This is a genomic window from Cupriavidus nantongensis (assembly GCF_001598055.1).
GTDB lineage: Bacteria > Pseudomonadota > Gammaproteobacteria > Burkholderiales > Burkholderiaceae > Cupriavidus > Cupriavidus nantongensis.
In genome coordinates, this window is record NZ_CP014844.1 from 1,593,886 (window position 1) to 1,605,580 (window position 11,695).

Here is an 11,695-nt window from a genome sequence, read left to right on the forward strand (position 1 = left end):
GCTAGGCTCGTAGCTCAGCTGGTTAGAGCACCACCTTGACATGGTGGGGGTCGTTGGTTCGAGTCCAATCGAGCCTACCAACGAATTGCAGTAAAGCAGTAACAAGAAGTGCGGCAAGTCCGATTCAACCCCATACGGAACGGAAGGCATCATGGTTATGACACCGCGAACTACTACCGCTGGCAAGCGACAGTAGTCGAGGTGCGCCTTCGACCCGGTTGGATCGGGTTTGACAAAGAGAAACGCGGCCTTGGCCGCGTTTTTTTTCGTCCGTCGCTTGCCAGCCGCCCTGATAAGCTGCCGCCTTCCCGTGCGGCAGGGCGGGGCAGCCAAGAACCAATCGCCGGCGCGCAGGCATGCGGGCCGGTGCCACAAGATGCAGTTTGATCCGCTCAGGCGAGGCGCAAGACGCCGCCGGCGGAACCTGGAGAGTCGAAATGATCGCAATCACGCTGCCGGACGGGTCCCGCCGCGAGTTTCCCGGCCCGGTGACGGTTGCCGAAGTGGCGCAGAGCATCGGCGCGGGCCTGGCCAAGGCCGCGCTGGCCGGCAAGGTCGACGGCCAGCTGGTTGACACCAGCTACCGGATCGAGCGCGATGCGCAACTGGCCATCGTCACGGACAAGGATGCCGACGGCGTCGATGTGATCCGCCACTCCACGGCGCACTTGCTGGCCTATGCCGTCAAGGAGCTGTATCCGGACGCGCAGGTGACGATCGGGCCGGTGATCGAGAACGGCTTCTACTACGACTTTGCCTACAAGCGGCCCTTCACGCCGGAAGACCTCGCCGCCATCGAGAAAAAGATGACGGAGCTGGCGCGCAAGGACGAAAAGGTCACGCGCGAGGTGTGGAACCGCGACGAGGCGGTGGCGCTGTTCGAGTCGATGGGCGAGAAGTACAAGGCCGAGATCATCGGCTCGATTCCGGCCGACCAGGAAATCGGCCTGTACCGCGAAGGCAATTTCGTCGACCTGTGCCGCGGTCCGCACGTGCCGTCGACGGGCAAGCTCAAGGTCTTCAAGCTGATGAAGGTGGCCGGCGCCTACTGGCGCGGCGATGCCAACAACGAGATGCTCCAGCGCATCTACGGCACGGCATGGGCGAAAAAGGAAGACCAGGAAGCCTACCTGCACATGCTGGAAGAGGCCGAGAAGCGCGACCACCGCAAGCTGGGCAAGACGCTCGACCTGTTCCACCTGCAGGAAGAGGCGCCCGGCATGGTGTTCTGGCACCCGAAGGGCTGGCACGTGTGGCAGGCCGTCGAGCAGTACATGCGCGGCCGCCTGACGGACGCCGGCTACGACGAGGTGCGCACGCCGCAGGTGATGGACCGTTCGCTGTGGGAGAAGTCGGGCCACTGGCAAAACTACAAGGAGAACATGTTCGTCACGGAGTCGGAGAAGCGCGACTACGCGATCAAGCCGATGAACTGCCCGGGCCATGTCCAGATCTTCAACCACGGCTTGCGCTCGTACCGCGACCTTCCGCTGCGCCTGGCCGAGTTCGGCGCCTGCCATCGCAACGAGCCGTCCGGCGCGCTGCACGGGCTGATGCGCGTGCGCGGCTTTGTGCAGGACGATGCGCATATCTTCTGCACGGAAGAGCAGATCGTCGCCGAGGCCAAGGCCTTCAACGAACTGGCTTTCTCCGTTTATGACGACTTCGGCTTCAAGGATGTGAAGGTCAAGCTGTCGCTGCGCCCGGACCAGCGCGCCGGCTCGGACGAGATCTGGGACCACGCCGAGGAAGGCCTGCGCCTGGCGCTGCGCGCCTGCGGCGTGGACTGGGAAGAACTGCCGGGCGAGGGCGCCTTCTATGGCCCCAAGGTCGAATACCACATCAAGGACGCCATCGGCCGCTCATGGCAGTGCGGCACGCTGCAGCTGGACCTGGTGCTGCCCGAGCGCCTGGGTGCCGAGTACGTCTCGGAAGACAACTCGCGCAAGCGCCCGGTGATGCTCCATCGTGCGATCCTGGGCTCGTTCGAGCGCTTCCTGGGCATCCTGCTGGAAAACCATGCCGGCGCGCTGCCGGCCTGGCTGGCCCCAGACCAGGTGGTGGTGATGAATATTGCGGATTCGCAGGCAGAATACGCCGAAAGCGTCGTGCAATTGCTGCAAAAACAAGGGTTTAGGGCCAAGGCCGATTTGCGTAACGAGAAAATTACGTATAAAATCCGCGAGCATTCGCTTCAAAAGGTCCCCTACCTGCTGGTGGTGGGCGACAAGGAGCGGGATGCCAATCAAGTGGCCGTGCGTGCCCGTGGCAACGTGGATCTGGGTGTGATGCCCGTCTCCGCGTTTGTTGAGCGTCTGCAACACGACGTCGCCAGCAAAGCCTGAGGGTGGTGAGCACGGCTTGTTTTTTTGTCTTCTTGAGGTAACGCAACATCGCTACGGACAAAGGTCATCGCATCAACCGGGAAATCAGCGCGCCTGAACTGCGCCTGGTAGGGGTTGATAACGAGCAGCTCGGCATCGTCAAGTTCATGGACGCTCTGCGGCTGGCTGAGGACAAGGACTTGGACCTGGTGGAGATCGCCCCCAACGCGACTCCGCCCGTCGCCCGGATCATGGATTACGGGAAGTTCAAGTACGAGGAAGCCAAGCGCGCCCACGAGGCCAAGCTGAAGCAGAAGATCATCCAGGTCAAGGAAGTCAAGTTCCGGCCGGGTACGGATGATGGCGACTACAACGTCAAGCTGCGCAACCTGAAGCGCTTCCTGGAAGATGGCGACAAGACCAAGATCACGCTGCGGTTCCGTGGTCGCGAGATGGCCCACCAGGAAATCGGCGCGCGCATGCTCGAACGCCTGAAGGCGGACCTGGAAGAGATCGGCCAGGTCGAGCAGATGCCGAAGATGGAAGGGCGCCAGATGGTGATGGTGCTCGCCCCCAAGAAGAAGAAGTAATTCCTGCGCGGTGCGGCGGCCGGGATGCCAGTCATCCCGGCGTTGCTTTGTGCGGAAGTCGCGCGCGCCCTGCAAGGGGTGTCGTGCAACAACAAGTGGATGCGGGTCTTGCAAGCGTCGGCGTCAGCCGTCCACCTGCATGCATGTCATATGAGCTGGAGTTTTTCATGCCGAAGATGAAGACGAAGAAAAGCGCTTCCAAGCGCTTTACTGCCCGTCCGAACGGTTCGTTCAAGCGTGGCCAGGCCTTCAAGCGTCACATCCTGACCAAGAAGACCACCAAGAACAAGCGTCAACTGCGCGGTACTCAGGACGTCCATGAGACGAACCTGAAGTCGGTGCGCGCGATGATGCCTTACGCATAACCCCTGACGACAACGAAAGGAGAATTACATGCCTCGAGTAAAGCGTGGGGTCACTGCACGGGCCCGTCACAAGAAGGTTATCGACGCTGCCAAGGGTTACCGCGGCCGTCGCAATAATGTCTATCGCATCGCCAAGCAGGCGGTCATGCGTGCTGGCCAGTACGCGTACCGCGATCGCCGCAACAAGAAGCGCGTGTTCCGCGCGCTGTGGATTGCGCGTATCAATGCCGCGACGCGTGAGCATGGCATGACCTACAGCGTGTTCATGAACGGTCTGAAGAAGGCCTCGATTGAACTGGACCGCAAGGTGCTGTCGGACATGGCTATTCACGACAAGCCTGCCTTTGCCGCCATCGTCAACCAGGTGAAAGCCACCGTTGCTTGATGCCGGCTCCGGTAGCGCGCAAGCGCTGCCGGGCAAGCACCGACCGCATGGTCGACCGCTGACCGCAAGGTCTGCTGAAACGGGGCTCCTCACCGAGCCCCGTTTTTATTTGCGGTTCCGCATACCGTCTTGCGCTGCCTGGCGAGACGGCATCCGGAAACGCATACCGCACGAAGTGCCAACCCACGTCGGGCCGGCCCTGTCGCATGACAGGGTTGCGCCGACGCCAGAACACTCCACGACCGCCGCCATGTCTCAGGATCTGGACCAAATCGTCGCCGACGCCCAGGCCGCTTTCGCCGCCGCCAATGACAACGCCACGCTGGAAAACGAAAAAGCCCGCTTCCTCGGCAAGACCGGCGCGCTGACCGAACTGCTCAAGGGCCTCGGCAAGCTCGACCCGGAGACCCGCAAGAGCGAGGGCGCGCGCATCAACCAGGTCAAGCAGCAGGTCGAAGCCGCGCTGCAGGCGCGCCGCCAGGCGCTGGCCGACGCGCTGATGAACGCGCGCCTGGCCGCCGAGGCCATCGACGTCACGCTGCCCGGCCGCGCGGTGGCGCGCGGCAGCCTGCATCCGGTGATGCGCACCTGGGAGCGCGTCGAGCAGATCTTCGGCTCGATCGGCTTCGACGTGGCCGACGGCCCCGAGATCGAAACCGACTGGATGAACTTCACCGCGCTGAACAACCCGGACAACCACCCGGCGCGTTCGATGCAGGACACCTTCTACGTGGACGGCCGCGACAGCGAAGACAAGCTGCTGCTGTTGCGCACCCACACCAGCCCGATGCAGGTGCGCTACGCGAAGATGCACGTGGAGAAGTACGCCGGCAAGGCGATGCCGCCGATCAAGGTGATCTGCCCGGGCCGCACCTATCGCGTCGACAGCGACGCCACCCATTCGCCGATGTTCAACCAGGTCGAAGGCCTGTGGATCGGCGAGGACGTCAGCTTCGCCGACCTGAAGGGCGTGTATACCGATTTCCTGCGCAAGTTCTTCGAGCGCGACGACATCCAGGTGCGCTTCCGTCCGTCGTACTTCCCGTTCACCGAGCCGTCGGCGGAAATCGACATGGCCTTCGGCAATGGGAAATGGCTCGAAATCTCCGGTTCGGGCCAGGTGCATCCGAACGTGCTGCGCAACATGGGCCTCGATCCCGAGCGCTATATCGGTTTCGCGTTCGGCTCCGGCCTCGAGCGCCTGACCATGCTGCGCTATGGCATCAACGACCTGCGCCTGTTCTTCGAGGGCGACGTGCGCTTCCTGCGCCAGTTCGCCTGATCGGCGCAACGTCAAACTCGTCACCGACTACACAGAATACTTACCGGATCAGAAGCGCCATGCAATTCTCGGAATCCTGGCTTCGCACCTTCGCCAACCCTGAAAAGATCTCCACCGACGCGCTGTCGCACAGCCTGACCATGGCCGGCCTGGAAGTGGAAGAGGTGGGCCCGGTCGCGCCGCCGTTCGACAAGGTGGTGGTCGCGCACGTGCTGTCGACCGAGCGCCATCCCAACGCCGACCGCCTCAACGTGTGCCAGGTCGACGCCGGCACCGGCGAGACCCTGCAGATCGTCTGCGGCGCGCCCAACGTCAAGCCCGGCATCAAGGTGCCGTGCGCGCTGGTCGGCGCGGTACTGCCGCCCGCAGAGGACGGCGGCAAGCCGTTCGAGATCAAGGTCGGCAAGCTGCGTGGCGTCGACAGCTACGGCATGCTGTGCTCGGCGCGCGAACTGAAGCTGTCGGAAGACCACGGCGGCCTGATGGTGCTGCCGGAAGACGCGCCGGTCGGCCAGAGCATCCGCCAGTACCTGGACCTCGACGACCAGGTCTTCGTCATCAAGCTGACGCCGAACAAGGCTGACTGCCTGTCGATCCATGGCGTGGCACGCGAAGTGTCGGCGCTGACCGGTGCCGCGCTGAACCTGCCCGACATGAAGCCGGTGCCGGTGACGATCGAGGACAAGCTGCCGGTCAAGGTGTCGGCCCCCGATCTTTGCGGCCGTTTCTCCGGTCGTATCATCCGCGGCGTCAACGCGCGTGCCGCCACCCCGCTGTGGATGGTGCAGCGGCTGGAGCGCTCGGGCCAGCGCAGCGTGTCGGCGCTGGTCGATATCTCCAACTACGTGATGCTGGAGCTGGGCCGTCCGTCGCACGTGTTCGACCTGCACAAGATCCATGGCGGCCTGGACGTGCGCTGGGGCCGCAAGGGCGAGCAGATCAAGCTGCTGAACGGCAATACCATCGAGGTCGACGAGCAGGTCGGCGTGATCGCCGACGACAAGGAAATCGAAAGCCTGGCCGGCATCATGGGCGGCGACAGCACTGCGGTGACGCTGGACACCACCGACATCTATCTTGAAGCCGCATTCTGGTGGCCGGCCGCGATCCAGGGCCGCAGCCGCCGCTATAACTTCTCGACCGACGCCGGGCATCGTTTCGAGCGCGGCGTCGACTACGCCACCACGGTCGAGCATATCGAGCGCATCACCGCGCTGATCCTCGACATCTGCGGCGGCCAGGCCGGCCCGGTCGACGACCACGTGGTCAACCTGCCGGTGCGCAAGCCGGTCAGCCTGCGTGTGGCGCGCGCCGAGCGCGTGCTCGGCATCGAACTGTCGCCGGCGGCCATCGCCGACGTGTTCCAGCGCCTGCAGCTGCCGTTCACGCGTGCGCAGGGCGCTGAAGGCGAAGTATTCGAAGTCACGCCGCCGAGCTACCGCTTCGATATCGAGATCGAGGAAGACCTGATCGAGGAAGTCGCGCGCATCTACGGTTTCGAGCGCATCCCCGCGCGCCCGCCGGTTGCCGAAAGCGAAATGCGGCCGACCAACGAAGCCCGTCGCTCGACCCACGTGGTGCGCCACGCCGTGGCCGCGCGCGACTACCAGGAAGTGATCAACTTCGCCTTCGTCGAAGAGAAGTGGGAGCGCGACTTCGCCGCCAATGACAAGCCGATCCGCCTGCTCAACCCGATCGCCAGCCAGCTGGCGGTGATGCGCTCGACGCTGATCGGCGGGCTGGTCGACAAGGTGCGCTACAACCTGAACCGCAAGGCCGCGCGCGTGCGCCTGTTCGAGGTCGGCCGCGTGTTCCATCGCGATGGCGGGATCAAGGACGGCGGCCTCACCGTCGCCGGCTATGACCAGCCGATGATGGCCGCGGGCATCGCCTACGGCCCGGCGTTCGAAGAGCAGTGGGGCGTCGCCACGCGCAATGTCGACTTCTTCGACATCAAGGGCGATGTCGAGGCGCTGTTCCATCCGCGCGTGCCGCGCTTCGAGCCGGTCTCGCACCCGGCGCTGCATCCGGGCCGCGCCGCGCGCGTGCTGCTCGACGGCAAGCCGGTGGGCGTGGTCGGCGAACTGCATCCGCGCTGGCTGCAGGAATATGAGCTGGCGCATGCGCCGGTGCTGTTCGAACTGCAGCTCGACGCGCTGCGCGCTACCGGCCTGCCGGCATACACCGAGATCTCCAAGTTCCCTGCGGCCGTGCGCGACCTGGCCGTGGTCGTGAAGCAATCGGTACGCGTGCAGGACCTGCTCGACACCATGCGCGCGGCCCTGGAAAAACAGGCTTACGGCCGCTTCTGCCAGAGCCTGGTGCTGTTCGACGAGTTCCGTCCCAAGGGGGCTTCCACGGCCATCGGCGCGGACGAGAAAAGCCTTGCGTTCCGGGTGACCTTGCAAGATACTGGGTCGACCCTCCAGGACGAAACCGTCGACAGCGCGGTGCGCTGCATGGTCGACGCGCTGGCCGAAGCCTTCCAGGCGCGGCTGCGCGGCTGATCCGTCGCCACCGACCGACGGAGCACGATAAAAAAGGGCGCCCGGGCTCGCCCCGGGCGGATCGCCAGACAGACACTCGAGCGATCGACATGAATGATCGAGACGCGAATTCCATGACCGCTGCAGCACTGGGTGAGATGAGCGACCGGCAGGCATCCTCCCTTGACGATGCAATGCCGGACGCCCGCGCGACCGAAGTTCCCACGCTGACCAAGGCTGAGCTTGCCGAGATGCTGTTCGACCAGGTGGGCCTGAACAAGCGTGAGTCGAAGGACATGGTCGAGGCCTTCTTCGATGTCATTCGCGAAGCGCTGGAGCAGGGCGACAGCGTCAAGCTATCCGGCTTCGGCAACTTCCAGTTGCGCGACAAGCCGCAGCGGCCCGGCCGCAATCCCAAGACCGGCGAAGTCATCCCCATCACCGCGCGCCGCGTGGTGACGTTCCACGCCAGCCAGAAGCTCAAGGGCCTGGTCGAAGAACGCGCCGGCATCGCCGGCTGACCCGTCACCCGAACGGCGGATTGCTTCCCGAGGCCGGCATCGGTATTCTTCTGGGCGCGCGCGTGACGCGCGCCAACCTCCTGGCCGGCATGGCCTGACGCTCGTCTACACACTGCATGTCGGACAAACCCAGCGACCGCATCGCGTTGCCGCCGATCCCGGCCAAGCGCTACTTCACCATCGGTGAGGTGAGCGAGCTGTGCGCCGTCAAGCCGCACGTGCTGCGCTACTGGGAACAGGAGTTCACGCAGCTCAAGCCGGTCAAGCGCCGCGGCAACCGCCGCTACTACCAGCATCATGAAGTCCTGTTGATCCGCCGAATCCGCGAGCTGCTCTACGAGCAGGGCTTCACTATCAACGGCGCGCGCAACCGCCTCGACGAGGGCCGTCATCACAGCGCCGCCACGGCAACGCAGGAATCGATGGAAGCAAGCGTGGAAAAAGCGCCGGCATTGTCGGTCGACATCGCCGGCCTGCGCAATGCGCTGGTCGACGTGCAGCACCTGCTGGCGCAGCTTCGAGAGATCGCGAAGCACGGATAATTTCCACGTCAGGAGCTAGTCATACGAGAAATGCTTCTGTTATAATCTTTTGCTTCGGGGCGTAGCGCAGCCTGGTAGCGTACCTGCATGGGGTGCAGGTGGTCGGAGGTTCAAATCCTCTCGCCCCGACCAGACAAAAAAACCCGCTTGGTAAATCGCCAAGCGGGTTTTTTTATTTCCGTCTCCCGCTATTGAGCGTGTGCTATTTCGCGCGTCGTCACGCGTGAGCGCAGCCTGCCCGTTTTTCGATTCAGCCCGTTGCACCTATAGTGGTGGCACAGTGAACTTCATCGCGACGGAGGCTGTAATGAGCGACAAGGGCAACGGGATCGTCGGCACCACATGCATCGCTTTGGCAGTAGCCGGGCTGGCACTGACCGCATCGCTGGTGCTTGCTTATTACGCGACGCGCGCGCGTGTGGAAGGGCAGCGCGCCAGCGGCGGCTGACGCGCTGCGGACTGTTCAGCCTTGGATATCGCGAGGATCGTTGCCGAAGCTGTTGCGCATCCGGATGCGGCCGTCGCGGCCGTGGACGAGCAGTTCTGCCTGCAGCTGCCGGGCCTTTTCCGTCCCCGCGGCGATCGCGTCTTCTTGCGTCGCGTAGAGCTGGCGCCCGCCAGCGCCGTCTTCGGATTCAATGGCCCAGCCGTTGTCGAGCGGTACGACGTGGATGTTCTTGGCCGGCATGGCGCACCTCCGTGGTGGAAGATGCCCTAGTCTCCACGCTGCTTCCCGCGGCCGGTATCAGTGACCGTCTGACAGCGCCGGTGTCTTTTGCGGCGCAGTTGCCGGTCGCGGCCTGGGCCATGTGACCCCTCGGGCCGGAAATCAGAAAAGGCGCCCGGATACCGGGATGCTCGTGGCATGGCGCCGGCGGCGGTGCACGTAGACTGGCGGGGCTGTACTCACCAGCCCGCCCGCACCCCGCCGTGGCGGGCTGTTTTTTTGTGCGGCGCTATCGGAGCAGCCGCTGCCACCGCAGGTCATGTCCGCGCACGAGCCTGGCAAGCGTCGCCGCGCTGGCCAGTTCGAATTCGCTGAACTGGAAGGCCGGCGCGACGGTGCAGCCGACCAGCGTAAAGTCCTCGGGGCCGCCAGCGTCCACGCGTTCGGCGGCAAACCACTGGCCACCCGGCACCAGCGCCTGGAACGCCGCGCCGGGATGCCGCAGCGGGTCGCCCAGGCGCTGGGTGACGATGGTGCCGTCGACGATGCGGTGCACGTCCAGCGGCGAGCCGGCGTGGTAGTGCCACAGCTCGTCGGAGCGGATGCGATGCCAGGCCGAATAGTCGTTGCCGCAAAGCATGTAGTGGATGGCGGTGCAGGCCTCGCGGGTGCGTCCGTCCTGGCACGTGACGCGTTCCTCGCTGCGATAGGTTTCGCGGTAGTAGCCGCCTTCCGGATGCGGCCGCAGGTCGAGTGCGTGGATCAGCTGGCGGGCGGTCGGGCTCAGGTCTGGCATGGGGGCATGGCGCGCGGCGCATTGGCGGAATCGGAAGGCGTAGCTTAAAGCAGGGCGAAGCGTGCCTGCGCCGGGCCGACCAGCGCCGGGCGGCTCACCGGATAGCGGTGGCGCTTGCCTTGCGCCTCGAACGACAGGAAGTCAGGGGTCCAGCGCAGCGATTGCAGCTGGCGCGGCTCGATGCCGTCGACCAGGATGGCGCCGGCGTTGACGCAGACGCTGCCGCAGCGCAGGCGTACGGATTCGGCGTCGTCGCCGAAGTAATAGGCTTCGAGCAGGATGAAATCAGACTGGTACAAGGGCATGGCAGTGTCCTGATACTGTATGGATGTACAGTATAGCCGCGGCATGACGTTGGGTCATCCTCCCGATTCTCAATTTCGGGCGTGGGTACGTGATTCGGTGCCTGGTATAACCTGAAACCGGTGACAGTCCTTGCAAGACCGTCTTGCCGCTACAGGAGATGCCATGGCTGGGAGCGCAAGCAAAGCCTGCTGGTTCGGCCTGGGCGTGCTGCTGGGTGCGGTGGCCGGGGGCGCGTTGGCGCGGTCGGCGCGCACGACTGCTGGTCGGCGCGATTTGCGCCAGCCCGATGCACCCCTGCTGCCTGCCGATGTCACCGCGGACCAGGTGCTGACCGATGCCGCCACCGATGTGGTCGAGTACCGCGGCTTCGTCATCCACGTGTTCTGCCATGCGCTGGGGATGGGGCGGTTCAAGGCGCTGTGCGATATCTGGGAATCGGGCGCCGTGGTGCTCGAGGGCGGGGCGCCGCCGACCACGCATGCGACGCCGGACGAGGCGCGCGCCGCGGCGATTGCGTGGGCGCAGCAATGGGTGCAGCGCAATGGTTGACGCCCGACGCCATGCCGGCTGGCCGGCGCAATTCGGCGCAATTCGGCACAATCGGCGGCAAATCGACCCGCTGGCGCGCGCCAGGCCTGATAATCGCGTCCGTGCCGCCAGTCGATCGGCACGATCCTCCAGGAGAACTCATGTTTGTTTGTGGGAACCAGGCGTGCGGCGCCAGCTGGCAGCCGGACGAGGTGCAGATCCGCGATGAAGGGCAGGGACTGATTTTCCGCTGCCCGCAGTGCGGCGCGCGCAATCATGTCGTGGCGCGCACGGCCAGGGATGGCAGCACGAGCTATCGCCAGGTACCCGCCAGCGCAGCGCCGCAGGCAGCGGCGAAGCGGCCCGCCGGAGCGCGGCCGAAGGCGCCGGGGAAGGGACCAGGCCAGGGCCGCGCCAAGTCCGCATCGCGCTGATCGGGCACCGGCGGAGGGCAAAGTTACCCCACCTGTGTGGGGTCAAATTCACATCGTTGGCGGCTTAAGCTAGTTTAGGCAGGACCGTTAAACACAACATGGACTTTGCCGACCTCCCCAACGACCCCGCTTCCAATGCCGAGCGCATGGGCTGGGCCAACGCTTCGCCCGAAGTCATCGCGAAGGTGTTGAACTCGGCGCTGGCGGCGCAGGACCTGTCCGGGTTTGCCGCGCTGCTGTCGGACATCGCACGCGACCGCGGCCTGAAGGGCGAGCGCGCGGCACACCAGTCGATCTACGACATGCCGTACGCCAGCCTGTTGCCGCGGCAGAAGCACCTGCTGTCCGATGCCTTCGAGCTGCTGATCCTGCTCGGCCTGGAGCTGCGTCCGCGCAGCGACGATGCCGATGCGGACCTCGACGCCGACACCGACACCGACGCCGACGCCGACACCGAAGAATAAGCCGC

The 11,695-nt window shown here is 64.8% G+C and carries 14 protein-coding genes and 2 tRNA genes; 13 read left to right on the forward strand and 3 right to left on the reverse strand.

What is annotated here, in order from left to right; translation table 11 throughout:
* Positions 1-3: 3 nt before the first annotated feature.
* The 11 genes from A2G96_RS07380 (at position 4) to A2G96_RS33685 (ending at position 8,943) form a co-directional block, all read left to right on the forward strand.
* Positions 4-80, forward strand: a tRNA-Val gene (locus A2G96_RS07380).
* 357 nt (positions 81-437) lie between these two features.
* A complete protein-coding gene (gene thrS / locus A2G96_RS07385; RefSeq protein ID WP_062798158.1) occupies positions 438-2,345 on the forward strand; it encodes a threonine--tRNA ligase in 1,908 nt (635 codons plus the stop codon).
* 47 nt (positions 2,346-2,392) lie between these two features.
* Positions 2,393-2,914, forward strand: coding sequence for a translation initiation factor IF-3 (gene infC, locus A2G96_RS07390; protein WP_081479471.1), 522 nt, complete (start codon positions 2,393-2,395; stop codon positions 2,912-2,914).
* A gap of 167 nt (positions 2,915-3,081) precedes the next feature.
* Positions 3,082-3,279 carry a 50S ribosomal protein L35 gene (gene rpmI / locus A2G96_RS07395; protein ID WP_006575466.1) on the forward strand — a complete coding sequence of 66 codons (198 nt, stop codon included), beginning with the start codon at positions 3,082-3,084 and terminating at the stop codon, positions 3,277-3,279.
* A 28-nt stretch (positions 3,280-3,307) separates the two neighbouring features.
* Positions 3,308-3,664, forward strand: a complete 357-nt coding sequence (gene rplT / locus A2G96_RS07400; RefSeq protein ID WP_008650487.1) for a 50S ribosomal protein L20 — start codon at positions 3,308-3,310, stop codon at positions 3,662-3,664.
* Positions 3,665-3,914: 250 nt separating this feature from the next.
* Entirely contained in the window at positions 3,915-4,946 is a 1,032-nt protein-coding gene (gene pheS, locus A2G96_RS07405; protein ID WP_062798159.1) for a phenylalanine--tRNA ligase subunit alpha, read from the forward strand.
* A 59-nt stretch (positions 4,947-5,005) separates the two neighbouring features.
* Positions 5,006-7,453 carry a phenylalanine--tRNA ligase subunit beta gene (pheT, locus tag A2G96_RS07410; RefSeq protein WP_062798160.1) on the forward strand — a complete coding sequence of 816 codons (2,448 nt, stop codon included), beginning with the start codon at positions 5,006-5,008 and terminating at the stop codon, positions 7,451-7,453.
* Positions 7,454-7,542: 89 nt separating this feature from the next.
* The gene (locus tag A2G96_RS07415; protein WP_026200608.1) at positions 7,543-7,953 is read left to right on the forward strand and encodes an integration host factor subunit alpha; all 411 of its coding nucleotides are present in this window, start codon (positions 7,543-7,545) and stop codon (positions 7,951-7,953) included.
* A gap of 116 nt (positions 7,954-8,069) precedes the next feature.
* Entirely contained in the window at positions 8,070-8,495 is a 426-nt protein-coding gene (locus tag A2G96_RS07420) for a MerR family transcriptional regulator (protein WP_062798161.1), read from the forward strand.
* Between the two features lie 55 nt (positions 8,496-8,550).
* Positions 8,551-8,627 (forward strand) — tRNA-Pro (locus tag A2G96_RS07425).
* Positions 8,628-8,802: 175 nt separating this feature from the next.
* Positions 8,803-8,943, forward strand: a complete 141-nt coding sequence (locus A2G96_RS33685) for a hypothetical protein (protein WP_154676077.1) — start codon at positions 8,803-8,805, stop codon at positions 8,941-8,943.
* A 15-nt stretch (positions 8,944-8,958) separates the two neighbouring features.
* Here the strand turns inward: A2G96_RS33685 and A2G96_RS07430 are convergent, their stop codons facing one another.
* The 3 genes from A2G96_RS07430 to A2G96_RS07440 form a co-directional block, all read right to left on the reverse strand.
* The gene (locus A2G96_RS07430) at positions 8,959-9,183 is read right to left on the reverse strand and encodes a DUF2188 domain-containing protein (protein WP_062798162.1); all 225 of its coding nucleotides are present in this window, start codon (positions 9,181-9,183) and stop codon (positions 8,959-8,961) included.
* A gap of 268 nt (positions 9,184-9,451) precedes the next feature.
* Positions 9,452-9,958: a cupin domain-containing protein gene (locus tag A2G96_RS07435; protein ID WP_062798164.1), complete on the reverse strand. Its 507-nt coding sequence runs from the start codon at positions 9,956-9,958 to the stop codon at positions 9,452-9,454.
* Between the two features lie 44 nt (positions 9,959-10,002).
* Positions 10,003-10,263, reverse strand: a complete 261-nt coding sequence (locus A2G96_RS07440) for a hypothetical protein (protein ID WP_062798167.1) — start codon at positions 10,261-10,263, stop codon at positions 10,003-10,005.
* Between the two features lie 163 nt (positions 10,264-10,426).
* Here A2G96_RS07440 and A2G96_RS07445 point away from each other — a divergent pair, with 163 nt between their 5' ends.
* On the forward strand, positions 10,427-10,813 hold the full coding sequence (locus A2G96_RS07445; protein WP_062798169.1) for a hypothetical protein: 387 nt from the start codon (positions 10,427-10,429) through the stop codon (positions 10,811-10,813).
* 511 nt (positions 10,814-11,324) lie between these two features.
* Positions 11,325-11,690, forward strand: coding sequence for a hypothetical protein (locus A2G96_RS07455; protein WP_062798173.1), 366 nt, complete (start codon positions 11,325-11,327; stop codon positions 11,688-11,690).
* Positions 11,691-11,695 lie beyond the last annotated feature (5 nt).